Raw genomic sequence first — 24,774 nt, 5'->3', positions numbered from 1 at the left:
CCATTCACTTGTTACTGAAGTGAATGGATGTTTTTTTGTTTTGGTTATTCTCCTTTAGTGTCGATAATCGACACTGCAGCCTTTGACTTGGGGTTTTTTATTGCTCTAGTGTCGATAATCGACACTAAAGCCTTTGTTTTGGGGCTTTTTATTGCTCTAGTGTCGATAATCGACATTGGAGCTTTTTACTTGGGGTTTTCTATGGCTCTAGTGTCGATAATCGACATTGGAGCCTATGTCCGAAGTCATATACTCTCGAGCCGTAACCGCTCTGTAACGCCAGAAAGTGGCTTTACCCGCTATTGCACGAGCCGCAACCGCTCTGTAACGCCAGAAAGTGGCTTTACCCGCTATTGCATGAGCCGCAACCGCTCTGTAACGCCAAAAACTGGCGTTACCCGCTATCGCTCCATATGCCCAATATCAGCAAATGGGAAATCAACTACTAAAGCTTTCCATATCACTATGTACCAACCCTACATCTTAAAAAAGAAAGAAACCACCTTTAATAATAACGCTGTAATCCCAGCAGCCATAAGTGGACCAACAGGAATTCCGCGCATAAAAATGATGCCGAAGATCGAGCCCATTACCAGACCTGCGATTATTTGCGGGTCTACTTTCAGCAATTCAAGCCCTTTGCCATTCATATAAGTAGCAATGGCTCCGCCAGTTAAAGCGATAATTCCAGGCCAAGAGCTAAAGACAGAAAGTACATCACGAGCAGAGATTTTTTCACTGGCAAAAGGGACTAACACACCAATGGTTAGAAATAATAATCCAAGCTCAAGCCCCCTGCGTTCAATACTAGGCAAGTAACGGTCTAGACTTAATAGTTTCACAATGAGCAGGATACAAGCAGCCGAGGTTATTATGTTCGACCGCCCAATTAGTCCGATGATGATTAAAATAACCAACAGAATATTGCCATTCATTCCATTACCCCTTGTCCTTAACGCAAACATTCGTTAAATTGAACGAAGCTATTAAGCGGTCGTTCAATTTATACAAGTTTATGAAGGACAAACATTTTTAGAACGATGCGAAATTAGCTTCCCGTCATACAGAACAGGCACAGCATCCATTATATTTACTTTAGAACAATAAAGGATGTCTGACTCAAAGCCCAAGAGAGTTAACTTTTTTCCATTAGCGGATTCCAGTAGAGCCTGATTCAGCTTTTGTTCTACCTCCAAGTAACTGGTTAGCATACAAAGACCAAAATCATTGACTTGAAAGGACTGGCCCGTTATTTGTTGAAGCTCATGAACAATAAACCCCGCACAAAGGCCATCCTCCCAAGAGAAAGCATCATTAGTTCCCGCACATAGAATGGTTATGTCATCTTGCAGTTCCAACGCTGCTAGTGCGCAAGCATGTGCATTAATAAAAGCGCCTGCAAGGACATGCTTAGCTGAATTAGCTTGTTGAATCACACGTGTCCCATTAGTTGTTGTCATCAGAATTCGTTTATCGAAAACTTGAGGCGTCATGTATTCATAAGGTGAATTGCCTAAATCAAAATCTGGCAGCTTGAGGCAATTACGTTCGCCCCCCAATAGATCTCCTGAAACTTTCAGGCTTTTTGCTTCTTCTATGGTCTCAAGCGGAATAATTTCTATACAGCCGAACATAAGAGCAGTGATCATATTACTAGTTGCACGCAAAACATCAATAACAATCACAGTCTGATTTGTCATGGAATCTAAGCTCATATCCTTTGAGCTTTGTATAACAGTAATTTGCATCTACCTTCTGCCTTTCAATTAAATATCATAATTCAGCTCATATATTTCCTCAGCTTTAGGTTGGTTAGGAAAAATAAAAGTATCCGATCTTAGCCCTCGCCGTAATGCCTCCAATGCCAATATATCTTGAGCACCGATATTGCCAAGATTGATTTCTGGACCTAACATCCGGATTAAATGGACCTGCTGTGATTTTTGTGGTGCCTCCCATAATAATAAATTACGATTAGGAATGTTCGCTAAAACCTCGAGAATTTGTTCATCCTTACAGTCACCATTTTGATCAAAAATACCAACGCCTACACCAGATTCTCTACCTTCAATGGTAACCAATTCAGCACCGAGGCGGACATCCATGGCAACCGTTTGAATCAGTGATCTCAATTCAATCGTCGATCCCCAACACTTTTTCCCATATTCCGTATAAACCGTTAAACCCGCATCCAAGCCTTTGAGGATTAAACGACTTCGTGCGCTGCGGTCGAGCTCTATGGTTCCATCTGAAACTTCAACCCCTGTAAAACCAAGATTACGAACCGTTTGAAAATATTCATCCACTAGGTTATTAGCCACAGCAACCTCAAGAAATGTTCCACCTGGATAGACAGAAATATGCCTTGCCTTTGCTGCTTCAATTTTTTGCTTAATCACATGATGCGGGTAAAGAGGTGAAGTGCCAAAGCCTATTTTGATCATATCTACATGGGAAGCAGCAGTTTCTAGCATATCCTCAAAGGCGTTCCAACCCAATCCTTTATCCATAATCATGGTTTTACCCGATATGCGAGGCTTCGCTTCTCTTGTTCCTGTTGGGTCAAGCAGTGTAGGATGCCAATCTGTTCGCTGAATAGTTTTCATCTATGAATCTCCTCGCTCTCATTGTAGGGTAGCGTTCTGGAATCAGCATATGCATTTTGAAATGAAGCGGTGCCCAATAAGGCTAAAAAAGCCTAAATTAATACAAGCCTGCATAAAATATTAGTATTCATTTTCGTGAAAAAGGAGTGGGGCCATTGATTAATAAATTTGTGATGAGTATGGCGAGCCTAAGGCTGCTTTCGGGCAGTATTGAATTAATTGCTGCATTGCTGATGATTCGCTACAACCAAGTTGAGAAAGCGTTGTTGATTAATTCCGGTCTTGCTGTAGTAGGCCCATTTATTCTATTAGCTACAACGACAATTGGGCTGTTAGGCGTTGCAGATAAGCTATCGGTAAGCAAAATGCTCTGGATTTTAACGGGAGTTAGCTGTCTCTTTTTTGGTATTCTTAAAAAATGAACAAGCATATTTTACTCGTCCAAGCATACATATGTTGTAGAACAGTTATAGGGGTTATGGAGGAGAATGGTCATGTTTGTAGGCATTGAGGAATGGCTGCCAAAGCTTATTAGGATGGCTATTATTCAGCTTTCAGATGACATTCGCGGTTCACTGGAAGAGATCCGGATTCGTGAGGGGCGTCCGTTGGAAATTATCTACAGAAGCCAATATGGCTTCGTTACTTCTCACGGCAAGGTTAGTTTAAATCCTCAGGAGGCTATTCATCCAACAAGAGAGGATTGTGCTAAGCTCTTGGACGTATTGACGAACCATTCCGTCTACTCTTACGAGGAAGAGCTTAGAAGGGGCTACATCACCATTGCTGGTGGACATCGAGTTGGGCTAGCGGGTCGTACCGTATTGGAACAAGGGCGTGTGAAGCATATCCGTAATATAAGCAGCTTTAATATCCGGATTGCACGTGAGGTGTTGGATTGTGGTAAGAAGGTACTTCCGGCTTTAGCAGATCTGGATTCACGAACCGTACATCACACCTTAGTTATATCCCCCCCACAAAAAGGTAAAACCACCTTAATTCGTGATCTAACTCGGCTGATCAGCTATGGATTCTGGGGCGGAAATATGGATATGAGGGGACTTAAGGTTGGTGTTGTGGACGAGCGTTCTGAGCTGGCTGCCTGTGTAAGCGGGGTTCCCACATTCGATCTTGGTCCGCGAACGGATGTATTGGATGGATGCCCAAAGGCGGAGGGAATGATGATGATGATTCGTGCTATGTCGCCAGAAGTAATTGTTGTAGACGAAATTGGCCGTGAAGAAGATGCCACTGCTATTCATGAAGCTCTTCATGCGGGCATTCGTATCATTGCAAGTGCTCATGGCCATGATTTAGATGATATTCGTCAGCGTCCTGTTATGCAGCATTTAATTGCAAGCGAAGTTTTCGCTCGTTATGTGATTTTGCATAATGCCGGAGGGACTCCAGCTGTACATGAGGTTTATGACAGCCGTGGCAATAGAGTCCGATGGTAAGGCTGATAGGGGCATGTTTAATCTTGTTTGCTGGTACGATGCTCGGTTTTTACCAAGCCCTGCAGCTCTCACGTCGACCTCGACAAATCCGCCAGCTGGTTCAAGCTTTACAAAGGCTGGAAACAGAGATATCTTACGGATTTACTCCCTTACCCAGTGCCTTATTGACGATAAGCCGCCAAATTCCTCAGCCATTATCTCAGTTATTTCATCAGGTAGGGGAACAATTAGCAGGCTCTGGAGAACTTACAACAGAAGAAAGCTGGCGTTCGGCAATAGATAATTGTTGGCAGCACACAGCTATGAAATCCACAGAAAAAGAAGCTTTTCTGCAGCTTGGCTTAACTCTAGGAATTACGGACCGTGAGGATCAGATCAAACATTTGCGGCTAACAGCCAGCCAGCTACAAACCGAGGAATTGACGGCTGGGGAGGAGCAGAAGCGGTATGAGAAAATGTGGAAAAGCTTAGGCCTGCTCAGTGCGACGCTCGTCGTAATCCTAATGTATTGATTATGGTGAGGTGCCAACCATGAACGTAGATGTGAATGCGATCTTTCAAATTGCCGGCATCGGCATCATTATCGCAATGATTCATACCGTGCTTAAGCAAATGGGAAAAGAAGATATGGCACAGTGGGTGACGTTAATTGGATTTGTGGTAGTGATGTTTATGGTCATCCATATGCTGAACGATTTATTTAAAGAAATTAAAACGATCTTTCTGTTTCAATAACCTTGTTTCAATAACCCTGTTTGAATAGATAAAAGTGGATGAAGGTGATTGAGTGGAAATCATTCAGATCGTCGGACTGGGTCTCTTGTCAACCGTATTGGCTTTAATTATTAAAGAGCAAAAGCCTTTGTTTGCTTTTTTGTTAACTACATTCACCGGTATTATCATCTTCATGTTTCTAATTGGCAAAATTCATACCATCATTGAATTATTACAAAACTTAACGCTGCATTCGAGCATCAATCCGATGTATTTAAAAACAATATTAAAAATTATCGGCATTGCTTATATAGCTGAATTTGGTGCACAAATTGTGCGTGATGCAGGGCAAGAAGCTGTAGCTTCTAAGATAGAGCTTACTGGTAAAATATTAATTATGGTTATGGCGGTACCAATAATTTCTGTCATCGTAGAAAGCGTCATTCAATTAATGCCGACATAGTGGAGGGCAGAATGCGCTTTTGGCTAATATGTACACTGTTTATACTCATAGGCTTATTGTTTTGCAGTCCCGTTCAAACCATCCATGCTGCACCAACCCCGGCGCCAGTAGTAGATCCGCTTGTTGAATCGCAAGCTAACCAACTGCAGCTGGATCCAGTTGAGAAATATTGGGCAGAGCTAACGAAGGATTATGGCAGCTATTTTACAGATAATCAACCTCCAAGCTTTATGGAGCTATTAGTTCCAAAAGGCAAAGGGCTGCACCCTTCCAATATCCTCAAAGGGCTATTTCAATTCTTTTTTCGGGAAGTATTGATGAATGGAAAGCTGCTGGCGACCATTGTAATTCTGACGGTATTTAGCATGATTCTTGAAACCCTGCAGAGCTCTTTTGAGAAAAGCAGCGTTAATAAAGTGGCTTATGCCGTTTCTTATATGGTTCTAATTGTGCTTGCTATGAACAGCTTGAATACAGCGTTGGGTTATGCAAAAGATGCTATTTCCGGCATGATTCATTTCATGCTGGCGATTGTACCGCTTTTACTGACTTTATTGGCTTCAATGGGTAATTTAACTTCAGCTGCTATTTTTCATCCTTTAATTGTTTTTATGATTCATACGATTGGCACAGCTATTTATTTGGTTGTTTTTCCTTTATTGTTCCTCTCTACCTTATTGCATGTAATTAGCTCGATTTCTGAACGTTACAAAGTCACGCAGCTAGCCAATCTTATGCGTTCCATTGCCGTAGGTTTACTAGGTTTTTTTGTAACTGTTTTTCTAGGAGTTATGTCTGTACAAGGTGCAACTGGAGCCGTAACGGATGGGGTAACCATTCGTACTGCTAAATATGTGACAGGCAACTTCGTGCCAGTTGTCGGTCGAATGTTCTCTGATGCATCGGAGACTGTTGTAGGTGCCTCATTATTGGTTAAGAATGCTGTTGGCATTACCGGAGTTGTTATTCTAGTGTTGCTCTGCGCTTTTCCGGCGGTAAAAATATTGGTACTGGCTCTGATCTTTAAGGTTTCTGCAGCGATTTTACAGCCTATGGGCGATAGCCCGATCATCCAGTGCCTCCAAATCATTGGTAAAAATATGATATATGTCTTCGCTGCTTTAGCCGCTGTAGGATTTATGTTTTTTCTCGCCATCACCATAATTATTACCGCTGGAAATGTATCGGTTATGATGCGTTGATCCTATAAGGCAAACACTTCAGCTCAATGGATGGTGCAGCCTATTACCCTTTGTTGGAATCGAGGTTAGTTATGGTCTGGTTAAATGGGTGGGTCAAGGAATTGATCTTAATAATCTTGCTTGCTTCGTTCACTGACCTGTTATTACCGAGCCACGCTCTCCAACGATATGTACGAACTGTGATCGGATTATTCCTGCTGCTGGTGCTTTTATCTCCCTTATATGAGCTGTTTCATCATCGCTGGACACCGAATCAATGGATGCAGGCTGCACTCGGAGAGACTTCGGCCAAAGGAGATCAAATGCAGTCCTTATCTGAGATCGTTACACAATCCAATGAGCTCAAAACAGCTAATCAAAAGCAAGCTAAACAGCTATTGGAGTCTCAGCTTGCGGTCTCTATGAAGGAAAGTATTGAAAGTCAAAATCAGGTAATAGTTAAAACTCTGCAAGTCACCACTCAATTGGACGATAACGGAAAGCCAACTATTGATCAAGTTAAAGTGGTGCTAGGTGAAAGTGGGCAAGAAGACAAAAAAGGTGATTCGCCTCAATCCTCGCAGAAACCTTTTATCGCCGCAATGAAACCTGTTGAACCAGTCGTTATAGACTTAAAAACAACAGATAATGGGGATAACCAAACCAAGCCTGCATCTTCAATTAAGGATGAACCGCTCACAGCCATTCAGGATGAAGTCAAACAATTCATTGCCAAGGAATGGCAGTTGAAACCAAGTCAGGTTCGAATTAGCAGCTAATAAATTATTATTTTTTATTATTCCACATCTCTAGCATTTTTTTGGACTTGTTGTCATAAAAATGATAGACAAGCTTATTGAGCAGCCAGTTATTCTTTCAGAGGGAGGTGAAGCGCAGGATGGGCAGCTTTTTGAAAAAGATGGAGCAATGGTTAAGCGGCGGTCCGAATGGGACCAAAAAAGTAAAGACGTTTCGTTGGCTGTTATTAATTGGCTTAGTTGGCAGTGCCTTAATGATTTTCAATACATTTTCTTTCCCCACTGTACATGATGTTGATCCCAATACAGCAGGACGCGCTTCCCCGGAAAATGTGGATACGAAGCCGACATTAGGCAGTGGAAGCAGTAAAGATAAATCAGTTTTTAGTGAGTACGAGCGCGAATATGAGGCAGAGCTGCGAGATATTTTGCAAAAAATTGTTGGAGTTGGTGCTGTCGAGGTATTAGTGACGATTGATTCTACCGAAGAAGTTCAGCTGGATAAGAACATCCAAGATACACAGCAAGTAACAACCGAAAATGATCACAATGGAGCGACACGCCATATTACCGATGTTACTCGCAACGGTGAGTCCGTGCTTTATCAAAGCTCAGGCGATCAGAATCCGTATGTGTTGAAATATACCAAACCCAAAATAAGGGGGGTCGTTGTCGTAGCGAATGGCGTTGAGAATTTAACAGTGAAAAAGCTGCTTCTCGAAGCTGTGGAACGAGGACTGGATGTCCCTAGCAATCGTATTTCGATTCTACCGCGTAAGCAATCCTAAAAAATAAATTCCCAGGAGGAAAGAACAATGAATTCAAAACGACAAACCATATGGTTGGTATCGATGTTAAGCTTGATGGTGGTGCTATCTGCCTATTACTTATTTACAGAGGATGCAAGTAAGCTGGATTCGGCAAAAAATGCTTCAGAAACGGAACAAATCATTGTGGATACAAAAGTAACAACACCGGATACTTTAGATAATCCAGATACAGTTACACAAGCGCAAACGGATAACGAAACGAGTGTGGAATCGACTACTGATAAAATAACAGATAAAATAACAGATAAAATAACAGATGAAGCCGTATTAGAGAAGGTCGAGCAGCAAGGCAAGTCGAATGAAGATTACATTATGGCTCAACAAATGCAACGCAATGATAATCTTGCTAAACAAATGGATAGCTTAATGACCATCATCACCGATTCCAAGCAAAATACAGAAGCAGTGGGTAAGGCATATGATGATCTGCAGGTCATTCAAACTCAAACAGCTAAGATCAATGACGTCGAGGAAGCGCTAGGTAAGGACTTTCCTAATGTAATTGTTACGCAAGCAGCGAATAAATGGAAGGTTGTTCTCCAAGATAATAAATTAGAAAATAGCCAGGCGGTTAGCATAATAGATTTAGTTATGAAGGAACTAAATGTAGGGATTAAGGACATTTCCATTGAAGTTATGCCGGAACAAAACTAACTAAATAGGTTCGACTTTGAGAGTCCGGTGAAACTGGGCTCTTTCCATTTCATTGGTTTGTGTTATAATACTAACGTTAGTCTTATCCTTTTCAAAGTCTATGTATTTTTAATGTAACTTATAGGAGTGAGTTTCTGATGTTCAAATTAAGCGAAATCAAAGAATTAATTAAACTAGTGGATCAATCCACGCTTCAAGAGCTTGAGATTCAGAATGAAGGATCCAGACTGCTTATTCGCAAACCGAATAAAACAGAATCCGTTATTGTGACATCGGCACCTGCAGCACATTATCAGCAAATGGCAGCTCCAATTCAAAATCAACAAGCAGTAGATGTTCAATCCAATGGTTCAGCGAATCAAGCAACAATTTCAGCAATCGCAGACCAGTCTCACTTGCATCGCATCGTATCTCCCATGGTAGGTACTTTCTATCACGCTTCTTCACCTGAATCGGGTCCATTCGTTAAGGTCGGAGATAAAGTAAAAGAGAGAACAGTGGTTTGTATTGTTGAAGCGATGAAGTTGATGAATGATATTGTAGCAGATACAACAGGTGAAATTGTTGAGATCCTCGTTGAAAATGGTCAATTAGTTGAATACGGCCAACCGCTTTTCTTAGTAAAGATATAATAACGCCGCTGCGTAAGCTTAATTATTTAATGCTTACGAAGCCAGTTTCAAAGATCATGCTTACGAAGTGAGTTTTCTCACGAAAACTCTTAGGAGGAATACATAAATGAAATTTCATAAGGTACTCATTGCGAATCGTGGAGAAATTGCGGTTCGTATTATCCGAGCTTGCCGAGAAATGGGCATTTACACGGTTGCTGTTTATTCTGAAGCCGATCGCGATTCGCTTCATGTTAAACTCGCAAACGAAGCTTATTGCATTGGGCCCACCTTGTCACGCGACAGCTATTTGAATTTTACTAATATAATGAGTGTTGCTACTTTAACAGATACAGATGCGATTCATCCTGGCTATGGCTTTTTAGCTGAAAATGCAGACTTCGCAGAAATTTGTGGCAAATGCAATATTACCTTTATCGGTCCTTCACCAGATGCCATTCGCAAGATGGGCGATAAATCAGTTGCCAAATCGACGATGAAGGCTGCTAATGTCCCGATTATTCCTGGTTCAGATGGATTAGTGGAAGATATAGAGGATGCTCTAAGCATTGCTCGTGATATTGGCTATCCGATTATTATTAAAGCTACTGCAGGTGGCGGTGGTAAAGGAATTCGGATCGCTGAAGATGAAGAATCCTTAGTTCAACAAATCACATCGGCACAACAAGAAGCTCAAAAGGCTTTTGGTAACTCCGGTGTTTACCTAGAGAAGTTCTTAACAGGTATGAAGCATGTGGAAATTCAGATTATTGCCGATAAACATGGCAATGTGGTTCATTTAGGTGAGCGTGATTGTTCCATCCAACGTAGAAGGCAGAAACTGCTGGAAGAATCCCCATGTCCGATTATTACTCCTCAAATCCGCAAGCAAATGGGAGATGCAGCAGTTAGAGCAGCAAAAGCTGTGAACTATTCAGGAGCTGGAACCTTGGAGTTTTTATTAAGCCCTGACGGTAAATTTTATTTCATGGAAATGAACACGCGAATTCAGGTGGAGCATCCCGTTACGGAGATGGTTACTGGCGTTGATTTAATTAAAGAAATGGTTAGAGTGGCAGAAGGCGAACCGCTTTCTTTCACACAAGAGGATATTGTCTTTAATGGTTGGTCCATTGAATGCCGGATTAATGCTGAAGATGTCAATCGTAATTTCATGCCTTCACCAGGAACCATTAGTTTTTATTTGCCTCCAGGTGGCTTAGGTGTGCGAGTAGATAGCGCAGCATATCCGGGATATACGATTTCACCTCATTATGATTCTATGATTGCCAAGCTAATTGTCTGGGGAAAAACGCGTGAGGACGCTATTGCCTGTATGAAGAGAGCATTGAGCGAATTTTCAATTGAAGGTATTCATACAACAATTCCTTTCCATCAACGTTTACTAGAGCATGACACCTTTATCAAAGGGGATTTTGATATTAAATTCCTTGAAGATCATGATGTGAATGACCCGCATTCTTAAAAATAGTATAGTCATTTATCTTAACTTGATATTTGTCATATATTTTCAAGGATGGTATAGTATTTATAAGAGTTAGGAGGCGTTTATGTATGACTACTATAGCCGCAGATTATGAAAAAACAGATATGGGTAGTATTCAAATTGCACCAGAGGTTATTGAGGTTATTGCTGGTTTAGCAACTATAGAAGTTCAAGGTGTAGCAGGCATGAGCGGTGGGTTTGCCGGTGGGATTGCTGAGTTGCTTGGACGGAAGAATTTATCCAAGGGTGTTAAGGTTGAAGTAGGACAACGCCAAGCAGCGGTGGATGTTTCGATAATTATTAATTATGGCTACAAGATCCCTGAGGTAGCACACGACATTCAACGTAATGTTAAGCAGGCGATTGAATCGATGACTGGCTTGGATGTTGTTGAAGTGAATGTACATGTTCATGATGTGCATTTCAAAGCAGTCGATAAAGAAAAGACTGAGGAAGACAACGGAATTATGCTTCGTGTTAAATAATTGAAATAGGGTATGACAGGAGAACCCCCTACAGGATGCAGGGGGTTCCCTCTAATATTGGAAGGGGACAGGCATTTTGGCCAAAATCATCGACCGACTTCTTTTGTTTATACTAAGCTTAACTATTATTGGGAGCGCTTGTTTATTATTGCTGGCGGCATTTGGAGTCGTTCCTTATGATTCAACGATTAAATTTGTACGTGATGTTTATTATGAATCAAAAACGGCTGTCTGGTTTATTACGGCTAGTATGATTATTCTCTTGATTGGTATTCGTATGTTCTATATTGCTGTTCGACCAAGCAGTGTGAATTCGCCTTCGATTGATCAACGTACTGATTTTGGAGATATTCGCATTTCCGTGGACACGGTGGAGAATTTAGCGCTTAAGGCAGCTCAACGTTCGCGTGGAGTTAAGGACCTAAAAGCAAGAGTATCCATTAGCCCCAGTGGTTTGGAAATTATTATTCGGACTTTGGTTGATGGAGAGAGCTCGATTCCTAATCTAACCGAAGAAATTCAACAAACCGTGAAAACTCAAATTGAAGAGGTCACAGGAATTCCAGTTGCTTCTGTTTCTGTTTTTGTTGCGAATATTATTCAAGCAAGTCCGGCGTTTAAAAGTAGAGTGGAATAAAGGTGGGCGATTCCATGTGGAATGAATGGTTAACCAATCATAAAGGTAAATTAATCGGAGCCATTATCGGAATCTTCTTTGGATTTATTTATTTGATCTGGGGTTTCTGGGACATGCTGATTTTTGCTTTCATTGTTTTTATTGGTTATTATATTGGGAAAAGGTTAGATCACAAGGAACCTGCTGTCCGTGCGGAGCATTTATGGCATTGGTTGACGGATCGATGGAGAATGTTCAGATGAAATCCTGTGAAGGGCAACTCCTCTTAACATGAGGTTGTTCATTCATAGGTTTTTTAATTTAGGAGGATCAAGAATGAGAAGAAGACTGGCGAGAGAGATTGCATTACAAAGCTTATATCAAATGCAAATGAATGAGGTTACAGCAAGTGTTGCCATTGCTATGGCTATTGATGAGGCAGAGAACGACAATGAAAGCGAAATGGAGCTTAAGGATGAGAAAATTGATCCCAAGTATATCGAAGAGCTGGTTGTCGGAACAGAACAGAATAAAGTTCTTATTGATGAATTATTAGTTGAATATCTCAAAGGCTGGCAAATTGATCGTTTATCCAAGGTAGATAAAGAGGTGCTTCGTCTAGCAGCCTATGAAATGATTTTCCGTGATGATGTTCCACCTAAGGTTGTTGTGAATGAAGCAATTGAGCTTTCTAAGCATTTTGGGACAGAGGAATCAGGTAAATTCGTTAATGGAGTTTTGGGTAAGATGATCAAAGAATTAGACGAGATAAAAGCTAAGCATCCTATGGCAACGGGAAATTAATTAGATAAGGGGCGGTATTTAATGACGGCACACATAATTAATGGTAAAGAAATTGTTGGGCATGTCCGCGAACAAATCAAACAAGAGGTGCAAGCTTTAGCAGCTAAAGGCATTCAACCAGGTCTAGTGGTTATCTTAGTAGGCGATGATGCAGCTTCCGCTGTATATGTACGGAATAAAGCTAAATCCTGTGAAGAGGCTGGGATTTATTCCGAAGTTCATCGCTTGCCTGCAGAAACCTCACAAGCGGATTTGCTTGCGTTAATTGCACAACTGAATGCAGATAAGAAAATCAATGGGATTTTGGTGCAATTGCCGTTGCCGAAACATATTGACGAGGATCGTATCATTGATTCTATTGCTGTAGACAAGGATGTGGATTGCTTTCATCCGATTAATGTCGGCAACCTAATGATTGGTAAAGAAAGCTTCTTACCTTGTACGCCAGCAGGCATTATTGAGATCTTAAAGCATCTGAATCTTCCGATTGCAGGCAAGCATGCAGTTGTCATTGGGCGAAGCAATATAGTGGGTAAACCGATGGCTATGCTGCTGCTGCGAGAGAATGCCACTGTGACTATTTGCCATTCCAAAACAACAAACTTGGAAGAAATAACAAAGCAAGCAGACATTCTAATCGTAGCAATAGGTCGAGCAAAGATGGTAAAACGAGGCCATGTTAAACCAGGTGCTGTCGTAATAGATGCAGGCATTAATCGTTTGGATACGGGCAAGCTTGCTGGAGATGTTGATTTTGACGATGTTGTTGAGGTTGCAGGTTATATTACCCCTGTACCTGGCGTTGTTGGCCCGATGACCATTACTATGCTTTTGCGTAATACCTTGGAAGCGGCGAAGAAGGCGAATTCGGCTTCTGTGCATGCTTAGCTGTGACTCACTATGAAACGTGAAGCGATTCTCTCCATTAAGGATCTTAATAAATATATAAAAGCGGTTCTAGAGAGTGAAGATTTATTGCAGGATGTTTGGGTACGCGGGGAGATTTCTAATTTTACCCATCATTCCAGTGGGCATATGTATTTTACCTTAAAAGATACTGACAGCCGCATCAAGACGATTATGTTTGCTAAACAAAATCAACGATTGCCGTTTATGCCGCGAGAGGGAACCCGAGTTATTGCTCGAGGGAATATCTCCGTATATGAGCGGGATGGACAATATCAATTCTATGTGACTGAAATGCAGCCAGATGGCATTGGCGGCTTGTATATGGCTTATGAGCAATTAAAGCAAAAGCTGGAAGCGGAAGGATTATTCGCTGCAAGCAGTAAAAAACAGATTCCACGCTTTCCCAAAGCAATCGGCATTATTACTTCCCCTACGGGTGCAGCAGTTCGAGACATCATTATAACCTTGCAGCGCAGGTTTCCGACGATACCTATTCTACTATATCCAGTCTTGGTACAAGGCACACAAGCGGCACCTGCGATAGTTAAAGCGATTAAAGAAATGAATGCTAGAAAAGAAGTCGATCTTTTAATTGTTGGACGCGGCGGCGGATCACTAGAAGAGCTTTGGGCTTTTAATGAAGAGGCCGTTGCGCGCAGTATATTTGCATCCGTGATTCCGATTATTTCAGCGGTTGGCCATGAAACGGATTTTACGATTGCTGATTTTGCAGCGGATCTACGAGCGGCTACTCCTACAGCGGCAGCAGAATTGGCTGTACCGCATCACATGGAGCTGAGGCAGCAGATGGCTCAGCTTACGAATCGTTTGCAGCGTGGGCTATTCCAGGAGCTGCAAGCAAAGCGTGAGCGCTTAGAGCGGGTAAAGCGATCTCCATATCTGCTTAATCCACGTAAACAGTTGATTCAGCCTACAGAACGGCTCGATCGTTTGACGGAGCAGCTGCGGTATAAGATTCAGAATAAGGTGACCCGTGCAGAGCAGAAAAAGCTGAAGCTGGAACAGCGATTAAGTGGCTTCAATCCGCAAGAGCAGGTTCTATATACTAAGCGAAGAGTGGGTCAAGCGGAGCGACAATTGCTGCTTGCCATGCAAACATTGCTGAAATCACATCAATATCGCTGGAATACACAGCTGAAGCAATTGGATGCATTAAGTCCTTTGAAGGTTATGCAGCGTGGGTACAGTCTTGTATATGACGAGAATAAGAAAAACCTAATTAAATCTGTAACCCAAGTGCAATTAGGTGACATAGTGAACATTACTTTAAAAGATGGTCGAATGGATTGTCATATTTGGGCGGTGGAGGAGATTACGAATGGCCAAGATTAAAGAAGATGTGGTACTTAGCTTTGAAGAAGCGATGGATCAGCTGGAACAGCTTGTTGGGAAATTGGAAAACGGTGATGTTCCTTTAGAGAAAGCAATTGATTTATTCCAAGAGGGAATGAAACTATCCCATTTATGCAGCCAAAAGCTGGAACAGGTTGAACGTAAAATTGAAATTCTCGTTGAAGAGAATGGGGCTTTGAATAAAAAACCATTTACCAACGGTGCAGATGAAGCTTAAATAAATTAAGTATGTAATAAAGGGTGAAGTAAAGTGGGAAGCCAATTAACTATTGCACAATACGTGAGAGAGCATGCAGCAAAAGTGGAGCAAGAGCTTGGCCAAGCAATACCAGCAAGCTGGGATATTCCTGGTGCATTGCGAGATGCCATGCAATATTCACTAATGGCAGGCGGCAAGAGATTGCGGCCCATATTGGTTATTGCCGCCGCCGAGGCTTTAGGTGGTACGATTGACGCTGCAATGCCAATAGCTTGTGCAATTGAAATGATACATACTTATTCACTTATCCACGATGATTTGCCAGCAATGGATAATGATGATCTTCGCAGAGGAAAACCAACCAATCATAAAGTTTTTGGAGAAGCTATGGCGATACTTGCCGGGGATGCTTTACTGACCCAAGCCTTTTACCAAGCGACCCAAGTTTTACGAATTGCTCCTATATTACCAGAGCAAGCTTTGAAAATTATCGAAGAGCTTGCAATATTAGCAGGGGCAATGGGGATGGTAGGCGGGCAAGCTGCCGATACTTTAGGGGAACAAGGTATTACTCGAATTGAGGAGCTTGATTATATTCATCGGCATAAAACGGGGGATATAATTGTATTTTCACTTCGTGCAGGTGGAAGAGTGGCTAATGCGACGGACCAGCAGCTGCTTGCATTAGAAAATTTTGGCTACAAAATTGGGTTAGCTTTTCAAATACAAGATGATATTCTGGATATAATAGGCGATGAGTCCAAACTAGGGAAACCCGTGAAAAGCGATGAAAAACAACAAAAGGTTACCTACCCTTATTTATTGGGAATAGCTCCTTCACAAGAAAAAGTCAGACAGCTCACGGAAGAAGCAAAATCAGCTATAATAGCGGCTGGCTTCATTAATCCGGAGAGGCTGCTGCAATTAGCAGATTATTTAGTGGACAGAGACAGCTAGACTACTACTACTATACTGTTAAAGGGCAACATGCTACTTTTCCATTCGAAAGAAATCCGCGAGATGGCTCGCGTTCAGTTGGAATGGAATCGTTAATTGTTGCCCGTTACCAGCATATTCATAACCTATCATTGAGCATCTTTTATATCCTGTGCTATAATGGTCTCAGTGAATTATGTGAGTGGTGCAGTATTCTAGTCAGTCTACCATTCCTGAGGACGGGTCTAAAAATTCGTCAAAGGGCACATCGATGAAGTTCCTTGTGTTGGCTTTCGACGCCCAGTTGGGGGCTGATGCTGGGAGTTAAGGTAGTAGGGCGATCCACAATGGCATGTGGGCGTTGACCCTGCCTCCGCGGAGGCCCAAGTGCGTAGCTTTTGCGCCACCGTGCGCTCGGTTACGGCTTGGGGTATGAACCTGCAATTGCGGGTCTCACTTGTATAATGACATTATTCTTAATTAATTCGTTATGCTAAAACGACTTGTGTGCAGCGTAGCCTGCCTTGAGTGAATTCAGAGGGGATTATAGATGGTAGGAGCTCGTTTCTTAGGCCAAAGGAACTTGCTGCGGATGCTATATGAAATCTGGTTTGCAAAAGAGGCTAAGGAATGGTTAAGGGCTGCCGAGGAAAACTCCTAGACTGTTTACAATGTGAGGCTTTTTGGGGATTATAGTGTGGACTAAGTGGTAATCCAGTCTGATGAACGGCAACGCCATCAAGACGAGCATAAAGGGAAACCGCCCTTCCGGCAACGCTAGGGTGTCTTGTCTGGGAAAACCTACTGGACCTAAGCCACAGCGTTTACTCAAAAAGCTGCCACTCTCTCACTATTTTTATTCTTGCACTACAACAGGAGAAAGTTCCATGAAATTTTCAATTAAGAGCTCCATGCGTTGGAGCGTATTAATATCTATGGTCACTTTCGTTATGGCATGCATCTTCACGGTAGCTTCGTCTAGCCTTTTGGATGGAGTTAGCTGGGGCATTGGCATGCTGATTGTGATCATTTTGATTTTTATTGGTGTCGTGTTCGATATTTTGGGTTTGGCGGCAGCATCAGCCAATGAAGCCCCCTTCCATGGGATGGCTTCGGAGAAGGTGAGCGGCTCCCGACAAGCCATCTATATAGTTCGAAATGCAGATCGTTTTTCTAACTTTTGCAATGATGTTATTGGCGATATCACTAGTGTTATTAGTGGAGCGGCGGTAACTATAGTAGTGATTAAATTATTAAACACCTATGGTGATGGCGATGATTTTATGCGAACAGCAGTCACCGTTATTTTTACAGCGATTGTTTCAGCGTTAACCGTTGGTGGTAAGGCAATGGGAAAATCATTTGCGATTCATTACTCCACTTCGATCGTGCTTTTTATTGGCCAAATTTTTTATCAGCTTGAGAAACGGTTTCGAATTCGCATTTTCGGGCCTAAACGTAAAACTAAATCGTCCAATGGAAAGCGAGGGAAAAATCATGCTCGAAACAATTAATCAACCTAGTGATTTGAAACGTTTGTCCATAGGCGATTTGGAAACACTTGCAAATGAAATCAGACAATTTCTAATTGAGAAGCTTGCCGCAACTGGCGGACACTTAGCTCCAAATTTAGGTGTGGTTGAGCTAACCCTAGCCCTGCATTATTTGTTCGACAGTCCTAAGGATAAGTTTATCTTCGATGTGGGGCACCAAGCCTATGTGCACAAAATGTTAACTGGGCGTATGCATTTGTTTGATACTTTGCGCAAGTATAAAGGGCTTTGCGGCTTTCAGAAGCGCTCGGAAAGCGAGCATGACGTATGGGAAGCTGGACATAGCAGTACATCGCTTTCTGCTGCCATGGGGATGGCAATAGCACGTGATCTTAAAGGTGAACAGCATCAAGTAATCCCCATTATTGGCGATGGCTCCTTAACTGGAGGTATGGCTTTTGAAGCCTTGAATCATATCGGCCACGAGAAGAAGAATATGCTGGTGATCCTGAATGACAATGAAATGTCAATTGCCCCTAATGTGGGCGCATTACATAATTATTTAGGTAAAATCCGTACAGATAAGCATTATAAGAAAGCCAAGGAAGAGCTCGATCATCTTCTGAAAAAGATTCCTGCAATTGGTGGTACTTTAGCAAAAACAGCCGAGCGGGTTCGACATAGCTTAAAATATTTATTAGTGTCTGGTGTATTATTCGAGGAGCTGGGCTTCACTTATTTTGGACCGGTTGATGGACATAACTTACCTCAGCTTATTGATACCTTGAAGCAAGCTGAGAAAGCCAGTGGTCCTGTTATGGTTCATGTTGTGACACTTAAGGGCAAAGGTTATTCACACGCTGAAGAGAACTCAATGATCTGGCATGGCTTAGGCACTTACAAGATGGAATCAGGTGAAGTGGTTAAGTCAGCAGGGCATCCGATGTATACGGACGTTTTTGGACAAGCAATTATTGAGCTTGCTGAGAACGACGAGCGAATCATCGCGGTCACACCTGCTATGCCTAGCGGCTCTGGTTTAATTAAATTCGGGCAACGATTCCCTAAACGGATGATTGATGTAGGAATTGCTGAACAGCATGCAGCCACAATGTGCGCAGCATTGGCATCAGAAGGCATGAAGCCTATATTTGCTGTATATTCGACCTTTTTGCAACGAGCTTATGATCAGGTGGTTCATGATATATGCCGTCAAAATTTAAATGTTGTGTTTGCGATTGACCGTGCAGGTTTTGTTGGACCAGACGGAGAGACTCATCAAGGGATCTATGATATTGCTTTCTTGCGCCATATTCCAAACATGGTATTAATGATGCCTAAGGACGAGAATGAGCTGCGCCATATGCTGAAGACTGCTTTGGACTATGAGCAGGGCCCTATTGCTGTACGGTACCCTAGAATCAACGGAACAGGCGTTGTCCAAGATAAAGTCATGCAAGCCATTCCCATTGGAACCTGGGAGGTTGTACGTGAAGGTGAAGGAATCACCGTGCTTGCAGTTGGACCGATGGTGCAGATAGCGGAAGAAGCCGCTTTGACACTTGAAGCTCAAGGAATTAAGCTTCAAGTAATCAATGCACGTTTCATTAAACCGTTAGATGAGAATATGCTCTTGAAGTTATCCAAGGAACAGACCCATATTATTACTATGGAGGAAGCTGCTTTGCAAGGCGGCTTTGGCAGTGCAGTTCTAGAATTCTATGCAAGTAAAGATATTTACGGGATGCAGGTTAAATGTTTAGGAATCCCTGATTATTATGTAGAGCACGGCAGTATTAAAGAACAGCGTGCTGAGGTAGATCTAACTGTCGAAAACCTGATTCAACAAGTAAAATTGATGATGCCGCGTAAAAGACAGCGCGCTTTAATGTGAGGAGCCGCTATGTCATCGACGAAAGAACGCATTGATATCCTTTTAGTAGAACAAGGATTTTTTGAAAGTCGTGAAAAAGCTAAAGCCTCTTTGATGGCAGGACTTGTATTTGCCGACGAAGAGCGTATTGAAAAGCCAGGGACCAAGCTATCCCGTGAAGTGAAAATAACCGTAAAAGGTGCCATTCATCCATACGTTAGCCGTGGGGGATTAAAGCTGGAGAAAGCATTGCGGTTTTTTGCAATCTCTGTGCAGGATGTTATTATGTTGGATATTGGCGCTTCAACCGGTGGTTTTACGGATTGTGCCTTGCAGAATGGAGCCGCGCACGTAATCGCTATTGATGTTGGGTATAATCAATTGGATTGGTCCCTGCGCAGCGATTCACGTGTTCATGTGATGGAACGAACGAATTTCCGTTATTTGCAGCCAACTGACTTACCCGAAGGTAATGAAGCCAATTTTGCAACTATTGACGTTTCGTTTATCTCACTTAGGTTGATGCTGCCGCCGTTGAAGCATTTATTGGCCTCAGGCAGCAAGATCATTGCCTTGATCAAACCCCAGTTCGAAGCTGGACGGGATAAAGTTGGCAAATCCGGCGTTGTCCGTGATTCAGCCGTGCACCGTGAAGTGCTGAATACGGTCTTGGAGTTCGCAGCAAAACAAGGATTTCAGTTAAAAGGGCTCACTTTTTCGCCAATTACTGGCGGCGAAGGCAATATAGAATTTCTCGCTTATTGGACTTTAGACAAGAGTGTAGAAGGCTTAGATGATGAAGCTGAAAGTGTGATACCGACTTTGGAGCCTCATTGGCATAAGAAAATCGATGACACCGTGCTTGAAGCTACATCAACCTTTAAAGTAGCAAGTAAGTTCTAATTTATCTCCACTCATACAAAGGGTATCAAACCAATTTCTCATGGTTTGATACCCTTTTTTTGCATGTTTAATTATTTAAAAATGGTTAAGAATTCGGATAAACGCACATCATTATAAACAGTGCATTAAACAAATTTAGGGGTGAGTGCATATGACTAGGAGAAGATTAGGACAATGGCTGCAGCAAACCGTCTTTGTCGGGCCAGCATTGCTTGTGTTTATAGTTATCATTGTAATCCCGTTGGTTATGAGTGTTTACTATTCCTTTACAGAGTGGAATGGGATATCAACAGCCGTTAAGTGGGTAGGCCTAGACAATTACAAGCAAATCTTATTTCATGATACGTTATTTCGAGATGACTTCTATTTTACATTTCGTTTGGCCTTGGTACAGGTTGTGCTGACGAATGCAGTTGGTTTGCTGCTTGCGCTTATGCTTACTCAACCACTCAAAACTAAAAATATCCAACGTACAATATTTTTCATGCCCAATGTTATTGGAGGCTTGCTGCTAGGTTTTATCTGGCAATTTATTTTTATAAAAGGCTTTGCCTCTATTGGAGAGATCACGCACATTGGTTTTTTTCAATTACCGTGGCTAGGGGATGCGGCAACCGGTTTTTGGGGAATTATAATTGTAAGTGTTTGGCAGGGAGCGGGCTATTTAATGATTATTTATATTGCTGGCTTCGCTAATGTGCCAAGTGATCTATTGGAAGCTGCTCGAATTGATGGAGCTAGCCGTTGGCAGCTGTTTCGCAGCATAAAGCTCCCGTTGATAATGCCCTCGGTGACGGTTTGTTTCTTTTTAAGCATTTCATGGGCATTCAAAATATTTGATATCGTGCTCTCCCTTACAAAAGGAGGACCCTATAATTCTACAGAGTCGATTGCGTTAAACATTTACCAAGAAGCTTTTCGTAACAACCGCTATGGGTTAGGAACGGCTAAAGCACTGATTTTCTTTGTCATTGTTGCGCTGATTACAGTCATTCAAGTGGCGTACACGAAGAAAAAAGAGGTGGAGGTTTAATGGATTCTACAAAGCGTTACACCCTTGAAATATTTTTGCTTGAAGTTTTAGGAATCATCCTTGCGCTTTTGTTCTTGGTTCCGTTTTATTTTGTAATCGTCAATTCGCTAAAAAGCTTCTCTGAGATATTATTAAATGCTTCTAATTTGCCGCACAAGCTATATTTTGACAACTATAAGCAGGTCTGGACGATTATGAAATTTCCCAAAGCTTTTCTTAACTCCTTGATGATCACCGTATTTAGTAATATTGGATTGATTTTGATCAGTTCAATGGCTTCTTATCGCATGGTACGAATGCCAACTCGTTTCAATTTGGCTTTGTTCGCTGCTTTTGTAGCTGCGATGGTTATCCCGTTTCAGTCTATTATGATTCCATTGGTACGAGTAGCAGATAAGGCTCATTTAATGAATAGCATTTATGGTTTAGTTGTTTGTTATCTAGGCTTTGGAGTCATGTTGAATGTTTTTCTTTATCACGGATTTGTGAAGTCAATACCTCGAGAAATAGAGGAATCTGCAGTCGTAGATGGAGCCAACCCATACGGAGTTTTTGTCCGTATTGTGTTTCCGTTATTGAAGCCGATGAGCATCACAGTACTTATCCTTAATAGCTTGTGGATCTGGAATGACTTCTTATTGCCAAGCTTAATCCTCAACAATCCGAAGCTGCGAACGATTCCATTATCTACATTTTCTTTTTTTGGGCAATATACAAAGCAATGGGATTTAGCGCTTGCTGCATTGGTATTGGGAGTCACTCCGATCATCATCTTCTTCTTAGCCTTACAACGCCATATTATTGAGGGCATTACTGCTGGTTCTGTTAAAGGCTAGTCCAACTGTGTTGTAAAAGCGAGAGCTTTTCTAAATTCTAAGAAAGTAGAAGTTTTTTTGCTGCTGATCTTAGAATTCCGGACAAACGCACTGTTTTCTTTCAGAAAGAAGGCGGAGTCGTTTATCCTGGCAAAATAGCAATTCCACACATATACCGGGAGGTTATCAAGAAATGAAAAAAATAACGATATTATGTTTGATCTTTGTATTACTTGCGATGACAGCTGTAGGTTGTGGTAAAAAGGATGAAGAGGTAGTTCCATCAGCGTCTGGAGCTGCAGGTGCTTCAAGCAGTCCTGCTGGGACGAAGAATGTAACGATCAAAATATTTCAGTTTAAAGTTGAAATTGCCGAACCGTTAGGTAGAATGATTGCGGAATATGAGAAAGAAAATCCAGGCGTCAAGATTCAAATTGAAACCGTTGGTGGCGGTGCAGATTATGGTGCGGCACTAAAAGCGAAATTCAATTCTGGTGATAAGCCGGATATTTTTAACAATGGCGGATACTCGGATTTAGAGCTTTGGTTGGATCAGCTTGAGGATTTATCAGACCAGCCTTGGGTCAAGGATTTAGTTAAGGGCGCTAATGAACCAATGACTAAAGATGGCAAGCTCTATGGACAGCCGCTTAATCTCGAGGGCTATGGCTTTATTTACAACAAAGACTTGTTTATAAAGGCAGGTATTACAGCCCCACCTAAAACTCTAACTCAATTGGAGGATGCAGCCAAAAAATTGCAAGCGGCAGGAGTCACACCTTTTGAGAATGGATATGGCGAATGGTGGGTATTGGGAAATCACTTTGTAAACATTCCTTTCGCACAGCAGCCAGATCCCAATGCGTTTATTGACACTTTAAATAAGGGGACGGGCAAGATACCAGGTAATGCCATATTTAATGATTGGGTGAAGCTGTTTGATTTAACTTTAAAATACGGCAATAAAAACCCGCTCCAAACCGATTATAAGACGGAAGTGACGGATTTTGCACTTGGCAAAGCGGCCATGACCCAGCAAGGGAATTGGACTCAGCTTGATCTCACGAAAACCAATCCAGGCATCAATGTTGGCTTTCTGCCAATGCCAATCAATGACGATGCAGCTGCCAATGATAAATTGCCTGTAGGTGTTCCTAATAACTGGGTTATTAATAAAAGCTCTGCCGTTAAAGATGAAGCTAAGAGCTTCTTAAATTGGATGGTTAGCACAGATGTCGGCAAAAAATTCATTACAGATGAATTTAAATTCATTCCAGCGTTCACGACAATAAATGCAGATGAAAAAGTGTTAGGGCCGTTAGCGGCTGATATTATTAAATACGCCAAGGATGGTAAAGTCCTTACTTGGAATTGGTTCAAGTTCCCTGGAGGGGAAGCATCAAGTAAGAAATTTGGTGATTCCATGCAGGCGTATGTGGCTAAGAAGAAGACCAAGGATCAATTGCTGGCAGATTTCCAAAGTACATGGGATAGCTTGAAAAAATAGAACGGCATTAGTCGTAGAAGAGAAGGCACTCGCTCAATTGGCGGGTGTTTTTGCTTTATTTGTTTGTGGATAATAAAGGGATTTTCATAAAACGAAGCGAAGTAGTAGATTGGGGTGATTCCATGCGATCTGGAGACCAGTTGGTGCTATTGCTGATAATCGGTATAATAGGAATAGCTCTGTTTATGGGTTTACGCAGCCGTTTGAACAAAAGCGCTCAAAGCAAGTGGGTTTTAGTTCCAGATGAAGAAATTCCTGTTACTGATGCAGTAGCCTTGCTTGAAAATGCAGGTTATGAAGTAATGACAACGAAACGGAAGATACCGATTCGGATGCTTGTTGATGATCAGGAGGAGCTATTTAGCCGTTATTTTGTCGATCACTTTGCGCAGAGTGAGGATAAGTGGTATGTCGTTAAGATTGCCCGTTCGCGTAATCCATTTGAAATGAGAGGCAGCTCCATACGGGATCAGCTTCTGCCTTATCAATTGATTTATTTAGAAGCTGCTGGTGTGCTTTATGTAGACGTTTCCTTGCAAAAAATAGTAAAAATACAATTTGAGTTAGAAATTTAAAGGGGAGTTCCACAATGAAAGGTCAACGGCATCTTAAAATACGTGAAATTCTAAACAATCAAGATGTAGAAACACAGGATGATTTGGTGAATGCTTTACGTAACGCTGGATTTCAGGTTACTCAAGCTACGGTTTCTAGAGATATCAAGGATTTACATCTGATTAAAGTTCCTTTGGATAATGGCAGCTATAAATACTCTTTACCGACTGAGCAGCGCTTTAATCCGCTGCAAAGATTAAAACGAACGCTTACTGATCATTTCACTAGTATTGATTATGCAGAGAATTTAGTTGTTCTGAAATGTATGCCAGGTACAGCCAATGCCATTGGGATGCTAATGGATAATTTGGAGATGGATGAAGTGATGGGAACGATTTGTGGCGATGATACCATTTTAATTATATGTCGGACCAAAGAACATAGCAGCTTAGTGGTTAACCAAATTTTAGCGATGATAAACTAGCGGGGTG

The 24,774-nt window shown here is 41.9% G+C and carries 30 protein-coding genes; 27 read left to right on the top strand and 3 right to left on the bottom strand.

Features of this window, described 5'->3' with window-relative positions; translation table 11 throughout:
- Nucleotides 1–476: 476 nt before the first annotated feature.
- The 3 genes from EHS13_RS20705 to EHS13_RS20695 form a co-directional block, all read right to left on the bottom strand.
- Complete coding sequence (locus tag EHS13_RS20705) at nt 477–935, bottom strand: DUF441 domain-containing protein (RefSeq protein WP_155702219.1); 459 nt, start codon at nt 933–935, stop codon at nt 477–479.
- A 78-nt stretch (nt 936–1,013) separates the two neighbouring features.
- Nucleotides 1,014–1,700, bottom strand: coding sequence for a 2-phosphosulfolactate phosphatase (locus EHS13_RS20700; RefSeq protein WP_227013453.1), 687 nt, complete (start codon nt 1,698–1,700; stop codon nt 1,014–1,016).
- A gap of 66 nt (nt 1,701–1,766) precedes the next feature.
- Entirely contained in the window at nt 1,767–2,606 is an 840-nt protein-coding gene (locus EHS13_RS20695) for a phosphosulfolactate synthase (protein ID WP_155702217.1), read from the bottom strand.
- Nucleotides 2,607–2,761: 155 nt separating this feature from the next.
- On the opposite strand from EHS13_RS20695, the gene EHS13_RS20690 reads away from it, so the two are divergent.
- The 27 genes from EHS13_RS20690 (at nt 2,762) to ahrC (ending at nt 24,767) form a co-directional block, all read left to right on the top strand.
- Entirely contained in the window at nt 2,762–3,028 is a 267-nt protein-coding gene (locus EHS13_RS20690; RefSeq protein ID WP_155702216.1) for a YqhV family protein, read from the top strand.
- A 72-nt stretch (nt 3,029–3,100) separates the two neighbouring features.
- Entirely contained in the window at nt 3,101–4,063 is a 963-nt protein-coding gene (gene spoIIIAA, locus EHS13_RS20685; protein WP_405083509.1) for a stage III sporulation protein AA, read from the top strand.
- Nucleotides 4,057–4,575 carry a stage III sporulation protein SpoIIIAB gene (gene spoIIIAB, locus EHS13_RS20680; protein ID WP_155702215.1) on the top strand — a complete coding sequence of 173 codons (519 nt, stop codon included), beginning with the start codon at nt 4,057–4,059 and terminating at the stop codon, nt 4,573–4,575. The genes spoIIIAA and spoIIIAB overlap by 7 nt, the downstream gene beginning before the upstream one ends.
- Nucleotides 4,576–4,594: 19 nt before the next feature.
- Nucleotides 4,595–4,798, top strand: a complete 204-nt coding sequence (gene spoIIIAC, locus EHS13_RS20675) for a stage III sporulation protein AC (RefSeq protein WP_155702214.1) — start codon at nt 4,595–4,597, stop codon at nt 4,796–4,798.
- A gap of 52 nt (nt 4,799–4,850) precedes the next feature.
- Nucleotides 4,851–5,240, top strand: coding sequence for a stage III sporulation protein AD (gene spoIIIAD, locus EHS13_RS20670; RefSeq protein WP_155702213.1), 390 nt, complete (start codon nt 4,851–4,853; stop codon nt 5,238–5,240).
- A gap of 11 nt (nt 5,241–5,251) precedes the next feature.
- A complete protein-coding gene (gene spoIIIAE / locus EHS13_RS20665) occupies nt 5,252–6,442 on the top strand; it encodes a stage III sporulation protein AE (protein ID WP_155702212.1) in 1,191 nt (396 codons plus the stop codon).
- Between the two features lie 26 nt (nt 6,443–6,468).
- Nucleotides 6,469–7,200 carry a stage III sporulation protein AF gene (gene spoIIIAF / locus EHS13_RS20660; RefSeq protein WP_155702211.1) on the top strand — a complete coding sequence of 244 codons (732 nt, stop codon included), beginning with the start codon at nt 6,469–6,471 and terminating at the stop codon, nt 7,198–7,200.
- 119 nt (nt 7,201–7,319) lie between these two features.
- Nucleotides 7,320–7,967: a stage III sporulation protein AG gene (gene spoIIIAG, locus EHS13_RS20655; RefSeq protein WP_155702210.1), complete on the top strand. Its 648-nt coding sequence runs from the start codon at nt 7,320–7,322 to the stop codon at nt 7,965–7,967.
- A 27-nt stretch (nt 7,968–7,994) separates the two neighbouring features.
- Complete coding sequence (locus EHS13_RS20650; RefSeq protein ID WP_155702209.1) at nt 7,995–8,663, top strand: SpoIIIAH-like family protein; 669 nt, start codon at nt 7,995–7,997, stop codon at nt 8,661–8,663.
- Nucleotides 8,664–8,800: 137 nt separating this feature from the next.
- The gene (gene accB / locus EHS13_RS20645; protein ID WP_155702208.1) at nt 8,801–9,295 is read left to right on the top strand and encodes an acetyl-CoA carboxylase biotin carboxyl carrier protein; all 495 of its coding nucleotides are present in this window, start codon (nt 8,801–8,803) and stop codon (nt 9,293–9,295) included.
- A 106-nt stretch (nt 9,296–9,401) separates the two neighbouring features.
- A complete protein-coding gene (accC, locus tag EHS13_RS20640) occupies nt 9,402–10,760 on the top strand; it encodes an acetyl-CoA carboxylase biotin carboxylase subunit (protein WP_155702207.1) in 1,359 nt (452 codons plus the stop codon).
- Between the two features lie 89 nt (nt 10,761–10,849).
- On the top strand, nt 10,850–11,266 hold the full coding sequence (locus EHS13_RS20635) for an Asp23/Gls24 family envelope stress response protein (protein WP_155702206.1): 417 nt from the start codon (nt 10,850–10,852) through the stop codon (nt 11,264–11,266).
- A 76-nt stretch (nt 11,267–11,342) separates the two neighbouring features.
- Entirely contained in the window at nt 11,343–11,903 is a 561-nt protein-coding gene (amaP, locus tag EHS13_RS20630) for an alkaline shock response membrane anchor protein AmaP (protein WP_155702205.1), read from the top strand.
- A 14-nt stretch (nt 11,904–11,917) separates the two neighbouring features.
- Complete coding sequence (locus tag EHS13_RS20625; RefSeq protein WP_155702204.1) at nt 11,918–12,145, top strand: DUF2273 domain-containing protein; 228 nt, start codon at nt 11,918–11,920, stop codon at nt 12,143–12,145.
- Nucleotides 12,146–12,218: 73 nt separating this feature from the next.
- Complete coding sequence (gene nusB / locus EHS13_RS20620) at nt 12,219–12,686, top strand: transcription antitermination factor NusB (protein ID WP_155702203.1); 468 nt, start codon at nt 12,219–12,221, stop codon at nt 12,684–12,686.
- 21 nt (nt 12,687–12,707) lie between these two features.
- A complete protein-coding gene (gene folD / locus EHS13_RS20615; RefSeq protein ID WP_155702202.1) occupies nt 12,708–13,574 on the top strand; it encodes a bifunctional methylenetetrahydrofolate dehydrogenase/methenyltetrahydrofolate cyclohydrolase FolD in 867 nt (288 codons plus the stop codon).
- A gap of 12 nt (nt 13,575–13,586) precedes the next feature.
- The gene (gene xseA, locus EHS13_RS20610; RefSeq protein ID WP_155702201.1) at nt 13,587–14,948 is read left to right on the top strand and encodes an exodeoxyribonuclease VII large subunit; all 1,362 of its coding nucleotides are present in this window, start codon (nt 13,587–13,589) and stop codon (nt 14,946–14,948) included.
- Complete coding sequence (gene xseB / locus EHS13_RS20605; protein ID WP_155702200.1) at nt 14,935–15,186, top strand: exodeoxyribonuclease VII small subunit; 252 nt, start codon at nt 14,935–14,937, stop codon at nt 15,184–15,186. Before xseA ends, xseB begins: the two co-directional genes overlap by 14 nt.
- A 33-nt stretch (nt 15,187–15,219) precedes the next feature.
- The gene (locus EHS13_RS20600; RefSeq protein ID WP_155702199.1) at nt 15,220–16,125 is read left to right on the top strand and encodes a polyprenyl synthetase family protein; all 906 of its coding nucleotides are present in this window, start codon (nt 15,220–15,222) and stop codon (nt 16,123–16,125) included.
- A gap of 866 nt (nt 16,126–16,991) precedes the next feature.
- Nucleotides 16,992–17,618, top strand: coding sequence for a CNNM domain-containing protein (locus tag EHS13_RS20595; protein ID WP_155702198.1), 627 nt, complete (start codon nt 16,992–16,994; stop codon nt 17,616–17,618).
- Nucleotides 17,599–19,491, top strand: coding sequence for a 1-deoxy-D-xylulose-5-phosphate synthase (gene dxs / locus EHS13_RS20590; protein ID WP_155705446.1), 1,893 nt, complete (start codon nt 17,599–17,601; stop codon nt 19,489–19,491). Before EHS13_RS20595 ends, dxs begins: the two co-directional genes overlap by 20 nt.
- A 9-nt stretch (nt 19,492–19,500) precedes the next feature.
- Nucleotides 19,501–20,373 carry a TlyA family RNA methyltransferase gene (locus EHS13_RS20585; protein WP_155702197.1) on the top strand — a complete coding sequence of 291 codons (873 nt, stop codon included), beginning with the start codon at nt 19,501–19,503 and terminating at the stop codon, nt 20,371–20,373.
- Nucleotides 20,374–20,524: 151 nt separating this feature from the next.
- Nucleotides 20,525–21,406 (top strand): carbohydrate ABC transporter permease, encoded by an 882-nt coding sequence (locus tag EHS13_RS20580; RefSeq protein ID WP_155702196.1) that lies wholly within the window; start codon nt 20,525–20,527, stop codon nt 21,404–21,406.
- Entirely contained in the window at nt 21,406–22,242 is an 837-nt protein-coding gene (locus EHS13_RS20575; RefSeq protein ID WP_155702195.1) for a carbohydrate ABC transporter permease, read from the top strand. The genes EHS13_RS20580 and EHS13_RS20575 overlap by 1 nt, the downstream gene beginning before the upstream one ends.
- A gap of 172 nt (nt 22,243–22,414) precedes the next feature.
- Nucleotides 22,415–23,728 carry an ABC transporter substrate-binding protein gene (locus EHS13_RS20570; RefSeq protein ID WP_155702194.1) on the top strand — a complete coding sequence of 438 codons (1,314 nt, stop codon included), beginning with the start codon at nt 22,415–22,417 and terminating at the stop codon, nt 23,726–23,728.
- Between the two features lie 65 nt (nt 23,729–23,793).
- Nucleotides 23,794–24,303 (top strand): hypothetical protein, encoded by a 510-nt coding sequence (locus EHS13_RS20565; RefSeq protein WP_227013452.1) that lies wholly within the window; start codon nt 23,794–23,796, stop codon nt 24,301–24,303.
- Between the two features lie 14 nt (nt 24,304–24,317).
- Nucleotides 24,318–24,767, top strand: coding sequence for a transcriptional regulator AhrC/ArgR (gene ahrC / locus EHS13_RS20560; protein WP_155702193.1), 450 nt, complete (start codon nt 24,318–24,320; stop codon nt 24,765–24,767).
- Nucleotides 24,768–24,774: the final 7 nt, after the last annotated feature.

It is taken from the genome of Paenibacillus psychroresistens, from assembly GCF_009728935.1.
Taxonomy (GTDB): Bacteria; Bacillota; Bacilli; order Paenibacillales; family NBRC-103111; genus Paenibacillus_AC; species Paenibacillus_AC psychroresistens.
This window is presented reverse-complemented; position numbering and strand designations above follow the sequence as displayed.

What these genes read in the sequence shown, in the direction of transcription:
- EHS13_RS20705 (WP_155702219.1), bottom strand. Translation starts at nt 935, where the DNA reads ATGAATGGCAATATTCTGTTGGTTATTTTAATCATCATCGGACTAATT.
- EHS13_RS20700 (WP_227013453.1), bottom strand. Translation starts at nt 1,700, where the DNA reads ATGACAAATCAGACTGTGATTGTTATTGATGTTTTGCGTGCAACTAGT.
- EHS13_RS20695 (WP_155702217.1), bottom strand. Translation starts at nt 2,606, where the DNA reads ATGAAAACTATTCAGCGAACAGATTGGCATCCTACACTGCTTGACCCA.
- spoIIIAA (WP_405083509.1), top strand. Translation starts at nt 3,101, where the DNA reads ATGTTTGTAGGCATTGAGGAATGGCTGCCAAAGCTTATTAGGATGGCT.
- spoIIIAB (WP_155702215.1), top strand. Translation starts at nt 4,057, where the DNA reads ATGGTAAGGCTGATAGGGGCATGTTTAATCTTGTTTGCTGGTACGATG.
- spoIIIAC (WP_155702214.1), top strand. Translation starts at nt 4,595, where the DNA reads ATGAACGTAGATGTGAATGCGATCTTTCAAATTGCCGGCATCGGCATC.
- spoIIIAE (WP_155702212.1), top strand. Translation starts at nt 5,252, where the DNA reads ATGCGCTTTTGGCTAATATGTACACTGTTTATACTCATAGGCTTATTG.
- spoIIIAF (WP_155702211.1), top strand. Translation starts at nt 6,469, where the DNA reads ATGGATGGTGCAGCCTATTACCCTTTGTTGGAATCGAGGTTAGTTATG.
- spoIIIAG (WP_155702210.1), top strand. Translation starts at nt 7,320, where the DNA reads ATGGGCAGCTTTTTGAAAAAGATGGAGCAATGGTTAAGCGGCGGTCCG.
- EHS13_RS20650 (WP_155702209.1), top strand. Translation starts at nt 7,995, where the DNA reads ATGAATTCAAAACGACAAACCATATGGTTGGTATCGATGTTAAGCTTG.
- accB (WP_155702208.1), top strand. Translation starts at nt 8,801, where the DNA reads ATGTTCAAATTAAGCGAAATCAAAGAATTAATTAAACTAGTGGATCAA.
- accC (WP_155702207.1), top strand. Translation starts at nt 9,402, where the DNA reads ATGAAATTTCATAAGGTACTCATTGCGAATCGTGGAGAAATTGCGGTT.
- EHS13_RS20635 (WP_155702206.1), top strand. Translation starts at nt 10,850, where the DNA reads ATGACTACTATAGCCGCAGATTATGAAAAAACAGATATGGGTAGTATT.
- EHS13_RS20625 (WP_155702204.1), top strand. Translation starts at nt 11,918, where the DNA reads ATGTGGAATGAATGGTTAACCAATCATAAAGGTAAATTAATCGGAGCC.
- nusB (WP_155702203.1), top strand. Translation starts at nt 12,219, where the DNA reads ATGAGAAGAAGACTGGCGAGAGAGATTGCATTACAAAGCTTATATCAA.
- folD (WP_155702202.1), top strand. Translation starts at nt 12,708, where the DNA reads ATGACGGCACACATAATTAATGGTAAAGAAATTGTTGGGCATGTCCGC.
- xseA (WP_155702201.1), top strand. Translation starts at nt 13,587, where the DNA reads ATGAAACGTGAAGCGATTCTCTCCATTAAGGATCTTAATAAATATATA.
- xseB (WP_155702200.1), top strand. Translation starts at nt 14,935, where the DNA reads ATGGCCAAGATTAAAGAAGATGTGGTACTTAGCTTTGAAGAAGCGATG.
- EHS13_RS20595 (WP_155702198.1), top strand. Translation starts at nt 16,992, where the DNA reads ATGAAATTTTCAATTAAGAGCTCCATGCGTTGGAGCGTATTAATATCT.
- EHS13_RS20585 (WP_155702197.1), top strand. Translation starts at nt 19,501, where the DNA reads ATGTCATCGACGAAAGAACGCATTGATATCCTTTTAGTAGAACAAGGA.
- EHS13_RS20580 (WP_155702196.1), top strand. Translation starts at nt 20,525, where the DNA reads ATGACTAGGAGAAGATTAGGACAATGGCTGCAGCAAACCGTCTTTGTC.
- EHS13_RS20575 (WP_155702195.1), top strand. Translation starts at nt 21,406, where the DNA reads ATGGATTCTACAAAGCGTTACACCCTTGAAATATTTTTGCTTGAAGTT.
- EHS13_RS20570 (WP_155702194.1), top strand. Translation starts at nt 22,415, where the DNA reads ATGAAAAAAATAACGATATTATGTTTGATCTTTGTATTACTTGCGATG.
- ahrC (WP_155702193.1), top strand. Translation starts at nt 24,318, where the DNA reads ATGAAAGGTCAACGGCATCTTAAAATACGTGAAATTCTAAACAATCAA.